20 protein-coding genes are annotated in these 19,443 nt (G+C 65.3%); 7 read left to right on the top strand and 13 right to left on the bottom strand.

What is annotated here, in order from left to right:
* Positions 1 to 176: 176 nt before the first annotated feature.
* The 9 genes from HYH07_RS31670 to HYH07_RS31630 all read right to left on the bottom strand — a co-directional run bounded on the left by HYH07_RS31670 (position 177) and on the right by HYH07_RS31630 (position 8,593).
* On the bottom strand, positions 177 to 1,481 hold the full coding sequence (locus HYH07_RS31670; protein ID WP_220006142.1) for a sorbosone dehydrogenase family protein: 1,305 nt from the start codon (positions 1,479 to 1,481) through the stop codon (positions 177 to 179).
* A 146-nt stretch (positions 1,482 to 1,627) separates the two neighbouring features.
* Positions 1,628 to 1,837: a hypothetical protein gene (locus HYH07_RS31665; RefSeq protein WP_220006141.1), complete on the bottom strand. Its 210-nt coding sequence runs from the start codon at positions 1,835 to 1,837 to the stop codon at positions 1,628 to 1,630.
* A 293-nt stretch (positions 1,838 to 2,130) separates the two neighbouring features.
* Positions 2,131 to 2,757: an isoprenylcysteine carboxylmethyltransferase family protein gene (locus HYH07_RS31660; protein ID WP_220006140.1), complete on the bottom strand. Its 627-nt coding sequence runs from the start codon at positions 2,755 to 2,757 to the stop codon at positions 2,131 to 2,133.
* A 29-nt stretch (positions 2,758 to 2,786) separates the two neighbouring features.
* Positions 2,787 to 3,818: an NAD-dependent epimerase/dehydratase family protein gene (locus HYH07_RS31655; RefSeq protein WP_220006139.1), complete on the bottom strand. Its 1,032-nt coding sequence runs from the start codon at positions 3,816 to 3,818 to the stop codon at positions 2,787 to 2,789.
* A gap of 31 nt (positions 3,819 to 3,849) precedes the next feature.
* On the bottom strand, positions 3,850 to 4,368 hold the full coding sequence (locus HYH07_RS31650) for a DUF962 domain-containing protein (protein ID WP_220006138.1): 519 nt from the start codon (positions 4,366 to 4,368) through the stop codon (positions 3,850 to 3,852).
* Positions 4,369 to 4,539: 171 nt separating this feature from the next.
* A complete protein-coding gene (locus tag HYH07_RS31645) occupies positions 4,540 to 5,211 on the bottom strand; it encodes an OmpA family protein (protein ID WP_220006137.1) in 672 nt (223 codons plus the stop codon).
* On the bottom strand, positions 5,208 to 5,624 hold the full coding sequence (locus tag HYH07_RS31640; RefSeq protein WP_220006162.1) for a hypothetical protein: 417 nt from the start codon (positions 5,622 to 5,624) through the stop codon (positions 5,208 to 5,210). Before HYH07_RS31640 ends, HYH07_RS31645 begins: the two co-directional genes overlap by 4 nt.
* A gap of 88 nt (positions 5,625 to 5,712) precedes the next feature.
* Positions 5,713 to 5,997: a type II toxin-antitoxin system HicB family antitoxin gene (locus HYH07_RS31635; RefSeq protein ID WP_220006136.1), complete on the bottom strand. Its 285-nt coding sequence runs from the start codon at positions 5,995 to 5,997 to the stop codon at positions 5,713 to 5,715.
* Positions 5,998 to 6,004: 7 nt separating this feature from the next.
* Positions 6,005 to 8,593 (bottom strand): ATP-dependent helicase, encoded by a 2,589-nt coding sequence (locus tag HYH07_RS31630; RefSeq protein WP_220006135.1) that lies wholly within the window; start codon positions 8,591 to 8,593, stop codon positions 6,005 to 6,007.
* 239 nt (positions 8,594 to 8,832) lie between these two features.
* On the opposite strand from HYH07_RS31630, the gene HYH07_RS31625 reads away from it, so the two are divergent.
* A complete protein-coding gene (locus HYH07_RS31625; protein ID WP_014493008.1) occupies positions 8,833 to 9,003 on the top strand; it encodes a DUF1328 domain-containing protein in 171 nt (56 codons plus the stop codon).
* A 48-nt stretch (positions 9,004 to 9,051) separates the two neighbouring features.
* Here HYH07_RS31625 and HYH07_RS31620 read toward each other — a convergent pair whose 3' ends face one another.
* The gene (locus HYH07_RS31620; RefSeq protein WP_220006134.1) at positions 9,052 to 9,555 is read right to left on the bottom strand and encodes a thioesterase family protein; all 504 of its coding nucleotides are present in this window, start codon (positions 9,553 to 9,555) and stop codon (positions 9,052 to 9,054) included.
* 87 nt (positions 9,556 to 9,642) lie between these two features.
* On the opposite strand from HYH07_RS31620, the gene HYH07_RS31615 reads away from it, so the two are divergent.
* The 4 genes from HYH07_RS31615 (at position 9,643) to HYH07_RS31605 (ending at position 12,966) form a co-directional block, all read left to right on the top strand.
* On the top strand, positions 9,643 to 11,067 hold the full coding sequence (locus HYH07_RS31615) for an FAD-binding oxidoreductase (protein WP_220006133.1): 1,425 nt from the start codon (positions 9,643 to 9,645) through the stop codon (positions 11,065 to 11,067).
* A 187-nt stretch (positions 11,068 to 11,254) separates the two neighbouring features.
* Positions 11,255 to 11,521 (top strand): hypothetical protein, encoded by a 267-nt coding sequence (locus HYH07_RS36455; protein WP_228749880.1) that lies wholly within the window; start codon positions 11,255 to 11,257, stop codon positions 11,519 to 11,521.
* Positions 11,518 to 12,501, top strand: coding sequence for a Spy/CpxP family protein refolding chaperone (locus HYH07_RS31610; RefSeq protein ID WP_228749879.1), 984 nt, complete (start codon positions 11,518 to 11,520; stop codon positions 12,499 to 12,501). Before HYH07_RS36455 ends, HYH07_RS31610 begins: the two co-directional genes overlap by 4 nt.
* A 102-nt stretch (positions 12,502 to 12,603) precedes the next feature.
* Positions 12,604 to 12,966, top strand: a complete 363-nt coding sequence (locus HYH07_RS31605; protein ID WP_220006131.1) for a hypothetical protein — start codon at positions 12,604 to 12,606, stop codon at positions 12,964 to 12,966.
* Between the two features lie 211 nt (positions 12,967 to 13,177).
* Here HYH07_RS31605 and HYH07_RS31600 read toward each other — a convergent pair whose 3' ends face one another.
* The 3 genes from HYH07_RS31600 to HYH07_RS31590 all read right to left on the bottom strand — a co-directional run bounded on the left by HYH07_RS31600 (position 13,178) and on the right by HYH07_RS31590 (position 17,530).
* Entirely contained in the window at positions 13,178 to 14,845 is a 1,668-nt protein-coding gene (locus tag HYH07_RS31600; protein ID WP_220006130.1) for a SulP family inorganic anion transporter, read from the bottom strand.
* Between the two features lie 127 nt (positions 14,846 to 14,972).
* Complete coding sequence (locus tag HYH07_RS31595; protein WP_220006129.1) at positions 14,973 to 16,466, bottom strand: caspase family protein; 1,494 nt, start codon at positions 16,464 to 16,466, stop codon at positions 14,973 to 14,975.
* A 143-nt stretch (positions 16,467 to 16,609) separates the two neighbouring features.
* Positions 16,610 to 17,530: a LysR family transcriptional regulator gene (locus HYH07_RS31590; RefSeq protein WP_220006128.1), complete on the bottom strand. Its 921-nt coding sequence runs from the start codon at positions 17,528 to 17,530 to the stop codon at positions 16,610 to 16,612.
* A gap of 95 nt (positions 17,531 to 17,625) precedes the next feature.
* Here HYH07_RS31590 and HYH07_RS31585 point away from each other — a divergent pair, with 95 nt between their 5' ends.
* Together HYH07_RS31585 and HYH07_RS31580 are read left to right on the top strand one after the other, a co-directional pair.
* Complete coding sequence (locus HYH07_RS31585) at positions 17,626 to 18,069, top strand: DoxX family protein (protein ID WP_220006127.1); 444 nt, start codon at positions 17,626 to 17,628, stop codon at positions 18,067 to 18,069.
* Positions 18,070 to 18,404: 335 nt separating this feature from the next.
* Positions 18,405 to 19,436: a TRAP transporter substrate-binding protein gene (locus tag HYH07_RS31580; RefSeq protein WP_220006126.1), complete on the top strand. Its 1,032-nt coding sequence runs from the start codon at positions 18,405 to 18,407 to the stop codon at positions 19,434 to 19,436.
* The last annotated feature ends 7 nt before the right edge of the window (positions 19,437 to 19,443 follow it).

Here is a 19,443-nt window from a genome sequence, read left to right as displayed (position 1 = left end):
CCCCGCGCAACGGCGAAGACGTTGTCGCTGGAGGTGCTCGCCTCTTCGGCGAGCCTCGAAGGGCGACGGCCCGGCTGCATCGTGGCCGTTCATCCTTCGAGGCTCCTGATGGGACGCTTCGCGCCCCAATACTCGCACCTCAGGATGACGGAATACATACGCGCCGCGGCGCCTGCTTAAGCGCCTGTCACGCGCCAGATCACGTTGCCGACGTCGTCGGCCATCAGCAGCGATCTCTTGTCGGGGCCGATCACGACGCCGACCGGGCGGCCGTAGGATTCCTTCTCGTCCGGGGACAGGAATCCCGACAGGATGTCGCGGCCGGGGCCGGAGGGCTTGCCGTTCGCGAACGGGACGAACACCAGCTTGTAGCCGGACAGCGTGCTGCGATTCCACGAGCCATGCTGGCCGATCACCATGCCGTCTCCGAAGCCGGGCAAGGTGCCTGCGGGCATCCAGCACAGGCCGAGCGACGCAGTATGGCCGCCGAGCGCGTAATCAGGTTGAATCGCCTTGGCAACCATCGCCGGATCCTGCGGCACGCGGTCGTCTACCGTCTTGCCCCAATAGCAATAGGGCCAGCCATAGAATCCGCCCTCGCGCACTGACGTGAGATAGTCCGGCGGCGTCTCGTCGCCGAGCCCGTCGCGCTCGTTAACGACGGTCCAGAGCACGCCCGTGTTCGGCTCCCACGCAAGCCCGACCGGATTGCGCAGGCCGCTTGCGAAGATGCGATGCGTGCCGGCGACGAGATCGAGCTCGTACACCGCGGCCCGGCCTTCCTCCACCTCCATGCCCATCTCGGCGATGTTGCTGAGCGAGCCGACGCCGGCATAGAGCTTCTTGCCGTCAGGGCTTGCGAGCAGGCTGCGCGTCCAGTGGCCGCTAGGTTTGAAAGTGGTGAGCCGCTTGCCCGGCGCGGTGATGCAATCGGCATTGGCGACGTAAGGAAAGGCCATCACACCGTCGGTGTTGCCGACATAGAAGGTGTCGCCGACCAGCGCCATGCCGAACGGCTGGTTGAGGTTCTCCATGAAGGCGCCGCGGACCTCAGCGACGCCGTCGCCGTCCTTGTCGCGCAGCAGCGTGATGCGGTTGGCGGAGACGCCGAGCGCCGCGGCACGGCGCATCGTCGCCTGCATCGCATAGTGGAATACGCTGCGCGGGGGGCCTGCGATCTGCGTCGCTTCAGCGATCAGCACGTCGCCGTTCGGCAGCACCTCGATCCAGCGGGGATGGTCGAGATCGGTCGCGAACGCGTTGACCTTGAGCCCGGCTGCGGCCGTCGGCTTCTGGCCGTGGCTCCAGCCGCGCGCGGTCGGCATCTTCAGGGTCGGGATCGCGCCTTGCGGCTTGGCTTCGGGAATGGCCGGCGTCTGGCCCCAGGCCGGCGCGGCCTCGGTGCCGGTCAGCTTCCGCCATTGCAGCGCGATGCCGCCGAGCACTGCGACGAATTGCGCGAAGATGCTGGAAAAGGTCATGCGGAGCCCCTGTCGAAGTTTGGTCGCGCCCATATTTTGCGCGCGCATCCAACTGGGTGGCGGTCAAAAGGTCAACCGGGGCGGAACTGGCCCGGTGTCTATTCCCGGGGAATGGCTGCTGATCGAATTTGCATGGGAGATGCTGATCAGTGCCGGACCTGCCGCTCCGCCCGTCGCGCGTGCCTGAAATCATCGAGGTGATGAACGTTCGGAGCAAGCGCGGCCTCCTTGGCGAGGAGATGATAGACGCGCGCGACCGTGCGCTGCTTCAGCTTCGGCCGCCCTGGCGGCAGCGCGCGCGCCTTGCGGACTGCCGCAATCGCGTGCGCACGAAAATAATCATAGGCGTCCGACATGGCGCGATGCTCTGCGTCTGGTGCAGGTGTCGCGGGGCTAACGGGTGAGGGGAGAAGCGGTTCCTGGCGGGAGGTTCCCCGCGCCAACTTGTGACCGTCATCCTGAGGTGCGAGCCTGGGCGCGCAACGCGCGCCATGGGGAGCCTCGAAGGATGAACGGCCCGGCTGCATCTCGGCCGTGCATCCTTCGAGGCTCGGCTCCCGATGCATACGCATCGCAAACCTCGCACCTCAGGATGACGGGACGTGGGGAGCGCTCTGCGGCGAATGCGGTCGGCTCACGTCCCGTTACTTCACCGCGGCGACGTGAACGGGATGATCATCGGCACGCGGCGGCAATAGGCGCCGTAGGCGTCCTCGCCGAGCTCCTTCGACAGGAACACCTCTTCCATCCGGCCCTTCTGCCACATGCCGAGCGAGATCAGGATGGCGCCGAGGATCGTCGTCACCAGGCCGATCGCAACGCCGGTCACCAGCATGCCGAAGATCAGCCCGGTGTAGATCGGGTGGCGCACGATGCCGTAGGGCCCGGTGTCGATGACGCGGTGATCTTCCTTGTGGGTGATGGTGTTGGACCAGAATTTTCCGAGATGCAGCCGTCCCCACCAGGCGAAGGCGATGCCGGCGATCGAGAGGACCGCGGCGATGGTGATGCCGGTGTTGCCGAGCACCCAGAGCGGCTTCCAGCCCATCACCTCGGCAATGAAGGGCGTGTACAGGATGCCGCCGATCAGGATCGGCAGGCGATAGCGCTGCGACTCCAGCGTCATGACCTGCTTCTTGGTCCGCCCCTGCCAGAACGAGGCGCCCACCCAGCTGGCGAGAAAGGCGAGCCAGATCAAGGCCAGGAGTTCGGTCGGCCAGGTCGTGGTCCAGCCACCCCAGGCGACCGACAGAAGCTTGTTGGAATCGAAGGACATAAGGAAGGTTCTTTGGGTTGGGGAGCAGATCAGCTCGCGCGCGAGGAGAGCGCGTGATGCTCGATGGCATCGGACGCGGCCTGGCCGCCGCGGGCGAGCAGATGGGTGATGGTTTCGCGCAGCACCGGCTCGATCGGGCGCGGCGCATAGCCGAGCTCGTCACGGGCCTTGCCGATCGAAAGGTCGCTCGCGGCAAGCGCGATGCGCACGCCCTCGGCGGTGCCGTTGGGCGGACGATGCGTGATGTGATCCGAGATCTTCTCGAGCAAGATCGCGGAGAGTTCGGCGATCTTGCCGGGAACGACGACCGGATACTGCCGCCGTCCGCTCATCGCCGACATCATTCGCAGGATCTGCCCGAGCCTGACGCAATCGCCGCCGAGGATGTAGCGCTGGCCGATGCGGCCACGCTCCATCGTCAGCACCAGACCCATGGCGACGTCGCGGACGTCGACGAGATTGACCAGGAAGTCGAGATGCGGCTGCACCTTCTTCTGCAGGAAGTACCACAGCATCGCCGTCGGCGGCGTCAGATTGTGGTCGGCGGCGCCGATCGGCATGGTCGGGGTGCCGATCACGAGCGGGAAGCCGCTGGCCGCGGCCTTCGCCGCGTGATGCTCCGCAAGCGATTTCGAACGCGTATAGGCGCCGGGCATCGCGTCGGCCGGCTGCAAGGCTTCCTCGGCGGCCACGCCGTTGAGGTTGGCGTAGGGGAACAGGATCGATTCCGTCGAGCAATGCAGGAAGCGCGCGACGTTGCGCTTCATCGCAGCTGCAAGCACGACCTCGGTGCCGCGGAAATTGACGTCGTGAAAGTCCTGCTTGTTGGCGACCCACATGCCGGGCAGGCCGGCAAGATGATAGACCTGATCTACCCCGGAAACCGCAGCATCGACCGTCGCAGCGTCGAGCACCGAGCCGGGCACATACTCGACGTCCGCATTCGCGGTCGCCGGCGAGCGGACATCGAGCACACGCACCCGCTGCCCACGGGCGCGGAGCGCTTCGACCAGATGCTGTCCGATGAAACCGCTGCCACCGGTAACCAGTACGAGAGCCATGAAGTAGGTTTTGCTGTTCCGCTTGAGAAAGCTATCGGGTTGAAAGGGAGTTGGCCGGAAGAGGCGCCAGAATCGCGGCAAGGTCGCGACGGAAGCCCAGTGCAATGAATAATTTTGCCATGACAAACATCGGTCCCAGCAACAGATGCGACGGAAACGTGAATAACGAGGCTTCGCGCCCCTCAAAAACCTTGTGGCCGATGGCTTGCGCGGCGAGTCCGAGCACGACCAGGGCGGCAAAGATCGCCCACATCGTCACGGTGCTCACTTGCGCCGCAATGGTGGAGGCGATCGAGAACAGCACTATGGCGACGGCTAGAATGCCGGCCCCGAGCGCCACATCGAGCAGCAGCCAGTAGATCAGAACCGGCAAGGCCAGGAGCACCGCCAGGCTGACCTCGGACCCGAACAGCGGGACCTTCACCAGCGTCAGCGGCATCACCGCTCCGGTGAACAGCAGGAGGATGCCCACCACATGCATCGCCGTGTTCCGGGGATCGCGATGGTACTCGACATAAACGGCAAGTTGGCGTTGAAAAAAGCCACCCATCTTGGTCTCATGCAGCACGGGGTCGGGAAGGGCGAAAACAGCCTATAGCACCTGGGAGGGCAGTGCACAAACCGGCACTATTGTCGCGCAAGGCCTTGTTGTCGCGCTGTGAGACAGGTCACAAAATAACCAGAACTTCAAGGGGTTCCGCGGGCCGCGAAGTTTGCACGCTTAATGCTTCTTGGCGGGCTTTTTCGCCGCAGGCGCAGGGGCTGCTGCGGGATGCGCGGGCGCTTCTTCGGGCACTTTGGCAAAGGTCAGGATTTGCAACTGGCCGTTGACGGGTGAGGTCGGCTTGGCACGGTCGAGGAACTGCTCCTCGCCGAGACCGATCGGCTGCAGCCGCTTGGTCGAAATCTTGAACGTGTTCACCAGCACGTCGCGGATCGCATCGGCCCGGCGCTGGCTCAGGATCGCGTTGGCCTCGCGCGTCTTCGAATTGGATTCGACGTGGCCGACGATCAGAAACGTATAGGGCAGCAGCGAGGCGTGAACCAGCGCGTCGGCGATCCGGCCGACGGTCTGGTAGGATTCCGGCTGGATGATCGGCGTGTCGGCGTCGAACTGGATCTGCGCATTGAAGGCGGGCAGCTTGGCGAGATCAGGCGCGATCGGCGGCCGATTCACCGGACCCGGATCGTTCTTGATCCTGGCCTTGGCCCGCTCCATCACCTGCTGCTTCAGCGCGGGGAAGTCGACCTCAGGGGTCTCCTCGAAATGATTGAGCTTGCCGACGATATCGTCACGGGTCGGCGCGGTCTGTGCAAAGGCTGCGCCGGCGAGCAGTGCGAGGCCCAACGCGATGCCGATGCCCGCGGCGATGTGCCCGGTTGCGCGAATCATCGATACCCCGCCTCGTCGACGGCCTTCAGGCAGTTGTTGCTGATGCCCTTGGGCGTCGAGACCAGGCAGGGGATCGACTTGCTGGTCTCCTTGGTCGAGCCGCCGCAGACCTTGACGATCTCGCGCTGGCAGGCGTTCGCCACGGTGACGCGGGCGGCGACGCGCTTCTGGATGGCGTCGAACACCGTGAGGTAGTCGCTCAGGCACTGTTGGGAGAGCACGTCCCGGTTGCGGGAGAGACACTCCTTCAGGCGCGTGGAATCAGGATTGACGCCGCGGCAATTGGCGACGATTTCCGCGCCGCAGCTCCTGGCCAGGAGCCCGATCGAATCGCCAAAGCTCATGGTCTCCGCCGTCGCAAGCGACGGCATCCCCAATGCAAGCACGACTGATGTGACGAAGCCCCGGACCATGATTGCATCTGATACGGGGAAGTTCGCCATGGTCAAGGGCTGATCGCCCCCGAACCGTCAGGAGCCCGGCGAGTGCGGCGAACAGTCCTCACTCCGCAGCGAGGGGTGGCCACTCGATCAGCACCGCCGTGTGGTTCCGGAGGTCGTCGGCAAATGCCGGATCGGCCTTGAGCTCGTCCAAGGTCCGCGGCGGAGGAAGCTCGCGGCCGTCTTCGTTCAGCTCCTGCGCATAAAGCGCAACCGCCTCGGGCGCATTCTCCAGGGCCTCCTCGATATCGTCGCCGCCTGATATGCAGCCGGGCAGGTCCGGAAACCACATGCCAACGGCTTCGTCCGGGCCATTGTCCTCGATGATGGCAATGTAGTGAGGCATGCCCGCCTCACGCCCGCTGCACAAAGCTGTCCACGACCTTCTTCTCGCCGGCCTTGTCGAAGGCGATGGTGAGCTTGTTGCCGTCGATCTTGGTGACGCGGCCGTAGCCGAATTTCTGGTGGAAGACGCGGTCGGAGAGTGAAAATTCCGAGGTCGTGCCGGTGGATTTCGCGACCAGCTCGCCTTCGATCGTCAGGGGACCGCGGCGGCGCGAGGAGAAGCTGCCGAAATCGGGACCCGAAGACGACGGCGAGGAGAACGTTGCGGCTTCTTCCTCGAGGCCGCCGCTTCTGCCGCCGCCATTGCGGCCGCCACCGCGGTTGCGATTGGCCTGAGCGCGCTGCCAGCCCGGCGTCGAATAGGTCGAGCCAAAGGCTTCCATGTCGTCGAAGCGCGACGCGCCGTAGCCGCCGGTGCCGCCCCAGGCCGAGCCGCCCTTGGATTCCGTGATCTCGACATTGGCCGCCGGCAGTTCGTCGAGGAAGCGCGACGGGATCGTGGTGGACCAGGTGCCATGGATGCGCCGGTTGGTCGCGAAATAGATCATGGCTCGGCGGCGGGCACGGGTCAGGCCGACATGGCCGAGCCGGCGCTCTTCCTCGAGCCCCGCGCGGCCCTGTTCGTCCAGCGTGCGCTGGCTCGGGAACAGGCCTTCTTCCCAGCCGGGCAGGAACACATTGTCGAATTCGAGACCCTTGGCCGAGTGCAACGTCATCAGCGACACCGCGTCGTCCTCGGCGTCGCCCTCGCGGTCCATCACCAGCGAGATGTGCTCGAGGAAGCCTTGCAGGTTCTCGAATTCCTCCATCGAGCGCACCAGCTCTTTGAGGTTCTCCAGCCGGCCCGCGGCATCGGCCGAACGGTCCTTTTGCCACATCTCGGTGTAGCCGCTCTCGTCGAGCACGATCTGGGCGAGGTCCGTATGGGCGGTGACCTCGCGCTGGACGCGCCAGCGATCGAACTGGGCGACGACGTCGCGCAAGGATCCGCGCGCCTTCGGCTTCAGCTCGTCGGTTTCGACCACGGCGCGCGCCGCTTCGAACAGCGGAATCCGCCGCTTGCGGGCGTGATCGTGCAGCAACTGGATGGTGGCATCGCCAAGGCCGCGCTTGGGCACGTTGACGATGCGCTCGAAGGCGAGATCGTCGGCCGGCGAATTGATCACGCGCAAGTACGCCAGCGCATCGCGGATCTCGGCACGCTCGTAGAAGCGCGGGCCGCCGATGACGCGGTAGGGCAGGCCGAGCGTGACGAAGCGGTCTTCGAATTCGCGCATCTGGTAGGAGGCGCGCACGAGGATCGCGATCTCGTTGAGCTTCTCGCCCTGACGCTGCAGCTGCTCGATCTCCTCGCCGATGCCGCGGGCCTCCTCTTCGGAATCCCACGAGCCCGTCACCGTGACCTTCTCGCCCTCGACGTCCTCGGTGCGCAGCGTCTTGCCGAGCCGGCCTTCATTGTGCGCGATCAGATGCGAGGCGGCGGCGAGGATGTGGCCGGTCGAACGGTAATTGCGCTCGAGGCGAATGACTTTTGCGCCCGGAAAATCGTGCTCGAAGCGCAGGATGTTGTCGACCTCGGCGCCGCGCCAGCCATAGATCGACTGGTCGTCGTCGCCGACGCAGCAGATGTTTTTGACGTGGGACTTTTCGTTCGCAGCGGGCAGCGCAACATCATCATTGTCGTCATCACCGGGCCGACGCGAAGCGTCGAGACCCGGTGATCCATCCTGCAAAGAATCGATGGATTGCCGGGTCAAGCCCGGCAATGACGAGTTGGATGACGGCGCCTGCGACAGCAGCCGCAGCCACAGATATTGCGCGACGTTGGTGTCCTGATACTCGTCGACCAGGATGAATTTGAAGCGCTGCTGATACTGCCGCAGGATATCCGGGTGCTCGCGGAAGATGCGGATGTTTTCCAGCAGCAGGTCGCCGAAATCGGCGGCGTTCAGGATCTTCAGCCGCTCCTGGTAGCTCGTATAGAGCTTGCCGCCCTTGCCGTTGGCGAACATTGCGGCCTCGCCCGAGGGCACCTGCGACGGCATCAGGCCGCGGTTCTTCCAGCCGTCGATCAGCCCGGCCAGCATCCGCGCCGGCCAGCGCTTGTCGTCGATATTCTCGGCCTGCAGCAGTTGCTTGAGCAGCCGCACCTGGTCGTCGACATCGAGCACGGTGAAGTTCGACTTGAGCTGCGCCAGCTCGGCATGGAAGCGCAGGATGCGGCCGCCGATGGAGTGGAAGGTGCCGAGCCACGGCATGCCTTCGACGGCATGGCCGAGCATCTGGCCGAGCCGGTGCTTCATCTCGCGCGCGGCCTTGTTGGTGAAGGTCACCGACAGGATCTCGGCGGGGCGGGCGCGGCCCTGGCTCAGGATATGGGCGATGCGCGTGGTCAGCACGCGCGTCTTGCCGGTGCCGGCGCCGGCCAGCACCAGGACCGGGCCGTCCAGCGTCTCGACAGCTTCGCGCTGCTCCGGATTGAGCCCGGTGAGGTATTTCGGGCCGACCGAGGCGCGCGCACGCGCGGCGATGCCGCCGGCTGCGGGCTGGTGGTCGGGTACGCCTGTGATCTTGCTCGGCTCGGTCATGCGAATCATTTGGCCCCACGATGGCACCGCGGGGTGACGGGAGGGAGCCTTCTTAACAGGGATTAGCGCCTATATGGGGCGGCGGGGAGAGGTTTTCCACGTGCACGGCGGCCCGATTTGTTCCAGCGCGAGGTGCGAATTTCGCCGTTATGCGTGCCGGAACCATCGTTCCCGCGTCGAGATTGTCTGGATAGGTGGCGCGGGCAGCCGCGCCGATCGCCGACAGACATCAAGACGAGGGTTTGACCATGCTAGGCTGGGTTGTAACGTTTCTGGTTATCGCACTGATCGCCGGCATCCTGGGCTTCGGCGGCATCGCCGGCGCCTCGATCGAGATCGCCAAGATCATCTTCTTCATCGCGGTCGTCCTGTTCCTGGTCTCGGCCGTGGTCGGATTGGCCCGCGGCCGCAGGATCTAGCGCTCTCTTCACCTCTCCCGTAGGGAGAGGTGAGGCAAGCGCCGGACATCAACGTTTGACTGGCATCGCCACGCTGCGGCCGATGCCCTCGGGCTGCGTCAGGGCGCTATGGGTCCTGGCAATGCCTGCGATGCGCTGCTGGATGTCGGGCGGAAACGGCGCAACGCGCCGCGCCTTCATGTCCATGTGCAGCGACATGTTTTCGGAGGTGGCCGACAGCCAGCCCTCCGTCCCATGCCTCATCTCCTCGAACGTATGTAGCCGCTTGTCGTCGGCGGCCAGCAGCCACACCAGGATCTGCACGGGATCGCCGAGATGGATCTCGCGCAAATAGCGCACATGGCATTCGGCGGTGAAGGTCGAGCCGTGGCGCTCGTTCTTGTAGACCGGACCGATCCCGAGCTCGAGCCAGAACTCGTCGATCGCCCGGTCGAACATCACGTTGTAATAGGCCATGTTGAGATGGCCGTTATAGTCGATCCATTGCGGCTCGATCTGCATGATCGAGCTTCTGAACGGCTCGGCGGGTTTCGAAGCGGCACTCTCCGGCATGTCTCATTCCCTGGCTATGCGTCCGGTCGCTTGACTTGACCGGTCAGATGTCCTTTGCCACGGTTTGTTCTGTCGGGAGGACGATCCGTGGGTACGACCATCACCAATAATCCGCCGCGGCCGGAGCCGAAAGCCCTCGCGAGCGCGCTGGAGCAGCTTGCTGCACGCTTCGGCAACCGCCTCATCACCTCGCAGGCCGTCCGCGAGCAGCACGGCCACACCACCACATGGATCGTCAACCAGCCCCCCGACGGCGTGGTGATGGCGCAGGAAACCGCCGACATCCAGGACGTGGTGCGGATCTGCGCAAGGAACGGCGTGCCGGTCATTCCCTTCGGCACCGGCACCTCGCTCGAGGGCCAGGTCAACGCGCCCGCCGGCGGCATCTCGATCGATTTGCGCGACATGAACAAGGTGCTCGCGGTGCACGCGGAGGATCTCGACTGCGTGATCCAGCCCGGCGTCACCCGAAAGGCGCTCAACGAGCATCTGCGTGACCAGGGCCTGTTCTTCCCGATCGATCCCGGCGCCGATGCCTCGCTCGGCGGCATGGCTTCGACGCGTGCCTCAGGCACCAACGCCGTGCGCTACGGCACCATGCGCGACAGCGTGCTGGCGCTGAAGGTGGTGCGCGGCGACGGCGAGATCATCACCACAGGGACGCGCGCCAAGAAATCGTCCGCCGGCTACGACCTGACGCATCTGTTCGTCGGTGCCGAAGGCACGCTCGGCATCATCTCGGAGCTGACCATTCGCCTGCGCGGCATCCCCGAGACGATTGCGGCCGGCGCGGTCTCGTTCGTGTCAGTGCACGGGGCGTGTCAGGCCGTGATCCTGGCGATCCAGACCGGCATTCCGGTGGCGCGCATCGAGCTGCTCAATGCCGCGCAGGTCAAGGCCTGCAACGCCTATTCGAAGCTGACGCTGCCGGAGACGCCGCTGCTCTTGATGGAATTCCACGGCAGCGAGATCGAGGTCGCCGAACAGTCCAAGGCGTTCGGCGAGATCGCGAAAGACTGCGGCGGCGGCGATTTCTCCTGGACCACCAAGCCGGAGGATCGCACGAAACTTTGGCAGGCGCGCCACGATGCCTATTGGTCCGTCAAGGCGCTGCGCCCCGGCGACAGCATCGGCGTGGTCGCAACCGATGTCTGCGTGCCGATCTCGCGGCTTGCCGATTGCGTTAGCGAGACCGAGGAAGATCTCAAGCGTCTCAATTTGCTGTCGCCCATCGTCGGCCATGTCGGCGACGGCAATTTCCACTGCTCGCTGGTCTGCGACACCAACGACGCCGAGGAGATGGCGCGCGGCGAGGAGTTCATGCATCGCCTGGTCGAGCGCGCCCAGGCAATGGACGGAACCTGCACCGGCGAGCATGGCATCGGGCAGGGCAAGCAGAAATACCTCAAGGCCGAGCTCGGCCCTGAAGCGCTCGATGCGATGCGCGCGCTGAAAAAGGCACTCGATCCGCAAAACATCTTCAATCCCGGCAAGATCGTGCCGGAGGCCTAGCCTGTCGTGGTCGCGGAACTTTCCGCGGCCATGCCGGTTCCATCTGCCGAACAATTTCCGATGCCTCCATGGCGCGGCTTCTCTCGGGAGGATGCGATGTTGCGACCGGTCATTGGAGTAGCCGCTGCGGCGCTTGCCTGCGTGCTGGCGGGCGCGGCTCTGGGTAAAGGCGGACACGGTGGCGGCCATGGCGGTGGTGGTCACGGCGGCGGGCACGGCGGCGGGCACGGCGGTGGCCATTTTCATGGCGGCGGACATGGTGGTGGTCATCATGGTGGTGGTCATGGTGGTGGGCACGCGCATGGTGGCGGGCATCATGGCGGACCTCGCTTTGCGGCGGGCGCGCGACATGGCGGTCCGAACTTCGGTCAGATTCGCAATGCGGCTGTCGGCCCGGCGCATTTCCGCAATGCGTTCAATCTGCATTCCAGCGCTTTCCGCAACGGTCGGTTGATCAGCAACCCCGCGGCGCGCGCCCAGCTCGCAGCGGCGGCGGCGCTTGCCGGCTGGCATGGTGCAAGCAGCGGATGGTGGCAACATCCAGGAGGCGGTTACGGCTGGGTCGGACCGCTGTTCTGGCCGTTCGCCTACAACGATGTCTACGACTACACGATCTGGGGCGACGGTCTCGGTTTCTGGGGCTACGGCTTTCAGGACATCTATGCCGGCCTGTTCGCGCCCTATGGCTATGACGGTTTGTCAGCCTATCTGCCGTCGCGGCCGCAGGGTCGCCGGCAAGCGCGCGGCGTGGCGCTGGATCAGCTTTGCGGCAGCGATCGCCGCGAGATCGTCGGTCTGCCGATCGACCAGATTGCCGCCGCGGTACAGCCGACCGAAGCGCAAGGTGCAAGCCTCGACGAGCTCGGCAATGCCTCGATCGAAGCGGCCGGCATCATCCGCGCCTCCTGTCCGACGCAGGTCGCGGCGACGGCGCCCGGCAGGCTGGCGGCGATGCAGCAGCGCATCGAGGCGATGGAGAAGGCCATCGATCTCGTGCAGCCCGCGCTCGATAAATTCTACGGCTCGCTGACCGACGAACAGAAGCTGCGCTTCAACGCGCTCGCCGAAAACCAGCGGCGCGCGACGGATTCCGGCAGCGCCGGGACGTCGCTGATCCAGAATTGCGGTGCGCCCGCCGCGCTCGATTGGCCCACTGCCGACATCGAGGCGAGGCTTCGTCCGAGCGACACTCAGCGCGCCGCGCTGCAAGTGCTCCAGGACACGAGCGCCAGGGCCAGCGCATCGCTGAAGGCGGCGTGCCAGCCGGCCGACGTGATGACGCCGCCGGCGCGAATGGCAGCGGTCCGCAAGCGGCTCGATGTCATGCTTGACGGCGTCAAGTCGGTTCGCGCCGCGCTGGAGGATTTCTACGGCACGCTCAGTGACGAGCAGAAGGCGCAGTTCGAGGCCATCGGACCGCGTCGGACGTCCTGAACGCGTCGCGCGAGAAACGGTGATGTAAAAATCATCTCGCCGATCTCGGTTGGGCTCTCTATGCTGGGTGAGCCTGAAGCGCGGTCAATCGACGGTGGGGCGATGAAGTGGTTCGCGAGGCAGAAGCGGGCGGACATCTGGGACGAAGCGATCGAAACGCCGCTCGGCGACATCGAAGCTGCCGCGCGCATCCGCGCCATCTGCGACGCTGCGGCCCAGAGCGCCGCAGGATGTGCCCGTAGCGACAAGGGCGACAGCGCGCGCTATGAGCGCGCGGCGAAGGTCGCGATGGAGATCGCGATGAAGATCTCCGACGGCCTGATGCGCGACGACGCCGTGCATCGCATCGTCAATCTCTGCATGACGGCGAACGACCTCAAGACGGCGCGGATCCTGTTCCGCGCGATCCACACCAGCTGGATCCGCGAGGTGGCGCAGCGGGATCATCCGGCCTTGGTGCAGTAGGTGTTGCGGCATCGAAGGTACGCTCTCTCCCCGCTTGCGGGGCGCGACGAGCTTCGCTCGCGCTGAGAGGGCTGGGGAGAGGGTCTCTCCTCAACGGGACAATCCCTAGAGGAGAAAGCCCTCACCCGCGCCGGAGCCTGTCGCGCGACCCGTTGGGCGCGATCTCTCCCGCAAGCGGGAGAGGTTGGCAGCCCGCGGCACGATCGGTCTTCTACTTCGCCAGTCTGTGCACGGCCTCGTCCACGCTGTGGAAGACGTGCTCCTTCGGCAGGACGTCGAACAATCTGAACCGCTCGAAAGCGTCCTGCGCGCGCAGCGATTCCAGCCGTGCCAGCGCGACCGTGACGCCTTGCGCATTGCACGCCTTGAAAACGTCGAGCAGGATCTGGGCGGCAGTGAAGTCGATCTCGACCATGCCGCTCGCCTCCAGCACCAGCAATTGCGGCGCGGCTGTCGTGAGAACTTTCGCCACGTCGCTGCGGAAGCCCGGCGCGTTGAGAAAGGACAGCGGCGCCTGGAGCCCGATCACGGCGACGCCCGCGACACGCTCGCCGGCGATATGCGGATGCGCCGGCCACCAGATCGTGGTGCCCGGCACGCGCTCGAACTCGACGAGTCTCGCGCGCGTCGTGCTCCAGATGCCGTGCAGAAGCGACAGCACGATGCCGAGAAAGGCGCCCTGCTGGATCGGCAGCACGATGATCAGCGCGGCGGTGGCGACGATCAGCAGGAACTCGCTGAACGACTGGCGATAGATCGTCACGATCTGTTGCACGCGGATGATCCGCAGCGCCACAAACAGCAGGATGCCGCCAAGCGCAGCGTCCGGAACGTGTCGCAACAATCCGGTGCCGAATGCGAGCAGCGCCAGCACGATCGCCGCCGCGGCAAGGCCTGCGAGCTGCGATTGTCCGCCGGTTTCGGCGACGATGCCGGTGCGCGGCGGGCTGGCATTGACCGGAAACGCGCCGAACAGGCCTGACAGCACGCTGCCGGCGCCTGCGCCAAGAAAGTCGCGATCAACATCGGCGGGCTTATCGGGATCCGACGGAAACGACCGCGTCGTCGCCGCCGTCTGCACCATCACAACAACCGTGATGACGAAGGCGAGCGGCACGAGACGCACCCACAGTTCGGGTGCGAGGTCGGGCAAGGTCGGTCGTGGCAGCGTGCCCGGCACTGTGCCGACCACGTTGACGCCCTTGCTCTCGAGACCGAGCGCGACGGTGGCCAGCGTCGCGCCGACGAGGCCGATCAGCGCGCCGGGAATTTTCGCGCTGACGTTCTCGCAGATGAAGACCACGGCGAGCACGCCGAGGCCGATGCAGAACGTGATGGGATTGGTGCGCCCGACCTCGCTCGCGAGCACACCGATGCGGTCGAGCGTCGGACCACCAGGCGAGTCCAGTCCGAGCACGCCAGGCAATTGCGACACGATGATGTGGACGGAGATGCCGGCGAGGAAGCCGACCATGACAGGCATCGACAAGAGATTGGCGATGCCGCCGAGCCGGAACGCGCCGCCTGCGAGCATCATCGCGCCGACCATCAAGGCCAGCGCGATGGCAAGGCCCTGATATTCAGGTGAACCTGTCGTGGCGAGCGCTGCGAGCCCGCCGGCAAAAATCGGCGTGATCGTGGAATCGGCGCCGCAGGACAGGAAGCGATTGCCGCCGAGCAGCGCAAATCCGAGCGAGCCCGCCATGAAGGCGAAAAAGCCGATCTGCGGCGCAAAGCCGCCGAGCCGCGCGGTCGCCATCTGCTCGGGGATGGCGATCGCCGCGAGCGTCAGTCCCGCCATGAGATCGCCGGGCAAAGCATAGGACGCGAGCGATCGAAAGAGCGGCCATGAGCTTTTGGCGTCTGCGTCTTGCGGCATCGATGCTGTGTCCCCGGAAAGGCCTGAGTCTGCCGGTCAGACTACAGCATTTCCGGAAGGGGGGCAGGCCACGACCTCTCCGCAATGACGGAGGGCGAGTTTGCCCTCCGCTTCGCGATCAATAGCCTCAGTATCTGTTGCTGCGACCGTAGTCGCCGTGTCCCATCTCGCCGCCACCGCGGCCACCCATGCCCATTCCCATGCCAATCCCGACACCGATGCCGATGCCTTGCATGATGGCGGCGGGCGGCGGGCCTTGTTGAGGTGGCGCGCGCTCGACGACTTCATCCGTCGGCGGCTTACGCTTCGGCGGTGTGTCGACGACCTTGCGCTTTGACGGCGGCGGCGTGTCGTCGACGCGCCTCTTGATGATGGGCGCCACCGTCGGGTTGATCGGCGTCGATGCCGGCGGGGGCGGTGCCGAGCACGGGCAGGTCGGCGCCATCGCGACGGCGACCGGGACCGCAGCGGCGGCAACCGGTAAGGCATAGTTGCGGTTCTGCACGCGCAGCAGCAGCCGCCGCGCGGTTGCGGCGAGATCGCTGTTGTCCCAGTTCGCGAGATAAGTCTCATAGGACGCACGGGTGTTGATCGCCACCGCGCGGTCCCACGCCAGCATCTGACGTCGGCGCTCCATGACGGTGCGCAAGCGCGGCGTGCGGACATCCTGCGCGTACAGTTCGATATAGGCCTGATAGGCTTCCACCGTGTCGTCGGCGATCACGAGATCATAGGCGACCTTGGCATCCTTACCCTGCAAATCCTTGCGCCAGTCAGCGACGCTGCGCGAGGCGCTGGCGAGCGCCATCGAATTTGCGCCCGGCGCAGGCGGCTGGCCGCTGCTCTCGCCGAAGAACTTGAAGTCGGTCGTCAGCGACGAGCTTTCCCAGGGAATCTGGCGCCCGTCGGTCGACTGCGCCACCGCGATGCGGATGCGCTTGAACACTTCCTCGATCGGAATGTTCGGCTGCTTGGCGACGGTCAGGGCCGCCGTGGTGTAGGGACTGTCGATGCCATTGCCGTCCTCGGCCTCGGCGCCGGGCGAGGTCGAGTACGAAATGAACGAGCCGGGTGCGCCGGCCTTGGTGTCGACGATCGCGAGCCCGTGGCCGGCACCCGAGAGCGCAGGGAACGGGTTGTTGCGGCAGGCATCGAGCATGAAGATGCGGGCCCGCGTCGGCAGCGCGCCGAGCGTGTTGAGCAGGTCGTTTAGCCGCACGCCCTGCAGCGGAATGTCCGCCTCGCGCTTGGGGTCGAGATCGACGGGCACGAGGTAGTTCTCGCCGTCGATCTGCAGGCCGTGACCGGCATAGAACACCAGCGCTACGGTGTCGGCGCCGGCGGCGCCGACTTTGCCGGCGAAATCCGAGATCGCCTGGCGCATCTCGTTCTGCGCGAGGTTCGGGGCTGCCGTGACGGTGAAGCCGGCGTTGCCCAGCAGCTCGGCCATCCCCTTGGCATCATTGGCAGCGTTGGGCAGCTCCGGCACCGTGCGATAGGCGGACTGGCCGATCACCAATGCAAGCCGGGCTTCGGCCGCAGCATCCGTCGGCGTCATCAACTGGGTAAGCGCAAGGAGACCGGAGGCAAGGATCAAATTGCAAAGGACTGGACGGCGCATGAGGTCACCTCCACTGGCAATGGGTGCAAGGATGTCACCTTTTCTAATCGTCCGCCATTGCTCCGTCTGTGCGCTAGCTCACGTTGCAACGAGCCGCGATTGGGCAGGCGTCTGCCGGAGCCGACGTGTTGCGCCGTGCAGCGTCAGAACAGGCCGTGGTCCCACGGCGGCTCCGGCGCAAAGCGCGCGGCGAGGAAATCGATGAAGGCGCGCACCTTTGCCGGCGGACGACGGTCGGGCAGGTAGACTGCATGCACGGCAGATGACTGCACCTCCGGCTGGTCGAGCGGAAGCGCGACCAGCGTGCCGGCGCGCAAATCGTCGGCGACGATGAAGGTCGGCTGCCGCGCAAGACCAAGGCCGGCCAGCGTCGCCGCGCGCAGCGCATCGCCATTGTTGGCGCGCAGATTGCCGGAGACCTGGACGCGGATCTCGCCCTCCGCGCCGAACAGCCATTCGGCGGCGCTTGCCTGCTGCGACAGCGTGTAGCCGAGGCAATTATGCCCGGCGAGATCGGCGACGCTGCGCGGCGTGCCGTGCTTGGCGAGATAGGAAGGGGCCGCGCAGACCACCAGGCGGTTCGGCGCGAGCTTGCGCGCCACCATGCTGGAGTCGCGCAATGTGCCGATCCGGATCGCGAGGTCCCAGCCTTCCTCGGCGAGATCGACCAGGCGATCGTTGAGGCCGAGCTCGATCGTCACCTCGGGGTGACGCTCCGAGAAGTCGGCAATCAGCGGTGCGATCTGGCGTGTGCCGAACACGACGGGCACATTGACCCGCAGCGAGCCGCGCGGCTCGACGCGCTCGCGCGCGACCGCGGCGTCGGCCGTCTCCATGTCGGCGAGGATTCGTTCGGAGGATTCCAGATAGAGCCGGCCGGCCTCGGTGATCGACAGCCGCCGCGTGGTGCGGTGAAACAGCTTGATGCCGAGCCGCGCCTCCAGCGAGGCGACATGCTTGGTCACCATGGTCTGCGACAGGCCCATCGCCCGGGCCGCGCCTGACAGGCTGCCGTTCGCCGCGACCTTGGCGAAGACTTCCAGGCTGGTCAGGCGGTCGAGCATCTATTTCACTCTAGTGGTGTGAAGTATATTTCTAAAATAGCAGATTATCATTGTTCTGAGAATAGATCATAGATCGCCCAACAATGGAGACCGCCATGATCGATTCCCGTACCGCCCCCTACGCCGCGCTGGTGCTGCGTGTGACCCTGGGCGCGCTGTTCCTGGCCCATGCCAGCCTGAAATTGTTCGTTTTCACCCCCGCCGGCACCGCAAAGTTCTTCGGCAGCCTCGGCTTCCCGCCGGAACTCGCCTACATCGTCATGACAGTGGAAGTGCTGAGCGGCATCACCCTGATCCTCGGCGTCTGGACCCGTTATGCGGCGCTGGCAGGCATTCCCGTCCTGCTTGGTGCGATCTTCACCGTGCACGGTGCGGCCGGTTTCTTCTTCACCAACCCGAAGGGCGGCTGGGAATTTCCCGCCTTCTGGGCGATTGCGCTGGCTGCGCAGGCGCTGCTTGGCGACGGTGCCTTCGCGCTGCGGCCCTCGCGTGATGTCGAGGCGGCGAACGGACAGCTGAGCGTCGCCCCGTCGCGCTGATCTCATCGATCGCGGAAAATGACAGAGCTGCGGGATCCCGGTCCCGCAGCTTTTTGCTGCGTGCCATCGATCTGCGTTCGGCATTGATCCATACCTGAATTGGATCGATCTGCGGCAATCTTGCATGGACGTCGTTCGGCCGCGTTGCGGCATGATCGAAAACATCGGCAGATATAGGCATTCCTCGGCAATTCGCGCCTGAGCGCCTGCCGCTCGCGCGCGCATCGCACTTCGCGGCAAGCCTTGCCTGCTCCGTCGCTTTGGCCCTACTCTCCGCGCAACAGGCCGTGGCAACGACCGCGGCCGGCAAACAAAAAATATTGGGGAGAAACACCATGACCCTTGTGCCCGTCAGCCGTCGCACGTTCATCAAGTCGTCGACGGCGCTGACCGCCGGCCTTGTGCTCTCTCCCGCCATCATCGGCCGCGCAGAAGCTGCGACGCTGAAGCTGAAATGCTCCTCCTCGCTGCCGAACGACCCCAAATTCGCCAACGGCCGCGTCTATTACGACAACCTCGTGAAGCAGATTAAGGCCAACGGCATCGGCGAGCAGGTCGAGGTCGCCTTCTTCCCAGACAACCAGCTCGGTCAGGAGATCGACGTCATCAATTCGGTGAAGCTCGGCGTCATCGACCTCATGATCTCGGGCTCGTCGATCTCGGCCAATCTGGTGCCGCTGGTCGGGACCTACGATCTCGGCTTCCTGTTCTCGAGCTTCCCGCAGCAGACCAAGGCGTTCGATGCCGGCGCCGCCAAGCCGATCGAGGACGCGCTGCTCAAGGGCAGCAACATCCGTATCATCGCCTGGGCCTATAATTTCGGCTCGCGCAGCGTGCTCGCCAAGAAGCCGGTGAAGACGCCTGAGGATCTCGCCGGCCTCAAGATCCGCACGCTGCCCAATCCCGTCATCACCGAATGCCTGCGGCTGATGGGCGCCGCCGCGACGCCGCTGGCGTTCGGCGAGATCTACACGGCGCTGCAGGCCGGCGTGCTCGACGGTCTCGAGCACGATCCTCCGACCATCCTCGCCAGCAAGTTCTTCGAAACAGCAAAATTCTATGCGCTGACGCAGCACAATTTCTCGCCGCTCGCGGTCTATTTCAGCGACATGACGTTCAACCGCATGGATCCGAAGCTGCGCGAGGGCTTCCTCGACGCCGCCAAGAAGGCCGCGGTCGACACGCGGGCCCATGGGCTTGCGGTCGAGAAAGAGGCGCTGACGGCCCTGACGGAGAAGGGCGTGACGGTGGCCGAATGCGACCGCGAGGCCTTCAAGAAGCGTGTCGCGCCGCAGATCGAAAACTTCATCAAGGCGCGGCCGGAGTCCAAGCCCGTCATCGACATCATTCGTTCGACGCAAGCCTGAGATGGTG

Origin of the sequence: Bradyrhizobium sp. BR 10261, from assembly GCF_019455395.1 — a bacterium.
In the GTDB taxonomy this organism is placed as follows: Bacteria; Pseudomonadota; Alphaproteobacteria; order Rhizobiales; family Xanthobacteraceae; genus Bradyrhizobium; species Bradyrhizobium manausense.
The sequence above is the reverse complement of the archived record's forward strand: the minus strand, read 5'-3'. Positions and strand labels throughout refer to the sequence as shown.

Excerpts from the sequence above, each read along its gene's own strand:
- HYH07_RS31670 (WP_220006142.1), bottom strand. The coding sequence starts at position 1,481 with ATGACCTTTTCCAGCATCTTCGCGCAATTCGTCGCAGTGCTCGGCGGC.
- HYH07_RS31665 (WP_220006141.1), bottom strand. The coding sequence starts at position 1,837 with ATGTCGGACGCCTATGATTATTTTCGTGCGCACGCGATTGCGGCAGTC.
- HYH07_RS31660 (WP_220006140.1), bottom strand. The coding sequence starts at position 2,757 with ATGTCCTTCGATTCCAACAAGCTTCTGTCGGTCGCCTGGGGTGGCTGG.
- HYH07_RS31655 (WP_220006139.1), bottom strand. The coding sequence starts at position 3,818 with ATGGCTCTCGTACTGGTTACCGGTGGCAGCGGTTTCATCGGACAGCAT.
- HYH07_RS31650 (WP_220006138.1), bottom strand. The coding sequence starts at position 4,368 with ATGGGTGGCTTTTTTCAACGCCAACTTGCCGTTTATGTCGAGTACCAT.
- HYH07_RS31645 (WP_220006137.1), bottom strand. The coding sequence starts at position 5,211 with ATGATTCGCGCAACCGGGCACATCGCCGCGGGCATCGGCATCGCGTTG.
- HYH07_RS31640 (WP_220006162.1), bottom strand. The coding sequence starts at position 5,624 with ATGGTCCGGGGCTTCGTCACATCAGTCGTGCTTGCATTGGGGATGCCG.
- HYH07_RS31635 (WP_220006136.1), bottom strand. The coding sequence starts at position 5,997 with ATGCCTCACTACATTGCCATCATCGAGGACAATGGCCCGGACGAAGCC.
- HYH07_RS31630 (WP_220006135.1), bottom strand. The coding sequence starts at position 8,593 with ATGATTCGCATGACCGAGCCGAGCAAGATCACAGGCGTACCCGACCAC.
- HYH07_RS31625 (WP_014493008.1), top strand. The coding sequence starts at position 8,833 with ATGCTAGGCTGGGTTGTAACGTTTCTGGTTATCGCACTGATCGCCGGC.
- HYH07_RS31620 (WP_220006134.1), bottom strand. The coding sequence starts at position 9,555 with ATGCCGGAGAGTGCCGCTTCGAAACCCGCCGAGCCGTTCAGAAGCTCG.
- HYH07_RS36455 (WP_228749880.1), top strand. The coding sequence starts at position 11,255 with ATGGCGGTGGTGGTCACGGCGGCGGGCACGGCGGCGGGCACGGCGGTG.
- HYH07_RS31605 (WP_220006131.1), top strand. The coding sequence starts at position 12,604 with ATGAAGTGGTTCGCGAGGCAGAAGCGGGCGGACATCTGGGACGAAGCG.
- HYH07_RS31600 (WP_220006130.1), bottom strand. The coding sequence starts at position 14,845 with ATGCCGCAAGACGCAGACGCCAAAAGCTCATGGCCGCTCTTTCGATCG.
- HYH07_RS31595 (WP_220006129.1), bottom strand. The coding sequence starts at position 16,466 with ATGCGCCGTCCAGTCCTTTGCAATTTGATCCTTGCCTCCGGTCTCCTT.
- HYH07_RS31590 (WP_220006128.1), bottom strand. The coding sequence starts at position 17,530 with ATGCTCGACCGCCTGACCAGCCTGGAAGTCTTCGCCAAGGTCGCGGCG.
- HYH07_RS31585 (WP_220006127.1), top strand. The coding sequence starts at position 17,626 with ATGATCGATTCCCGTACCGCCCCCTACGCCGCGCTGGTGCTGCGTGTG.
- HYH07_RS31580 (WP_220006126.1), top strand. The coding sequence starts at position 18,405 with ATGACCCTTGTGCCCGTCAGCCGTCGCACGTTCATCAAGTCGTCGACG.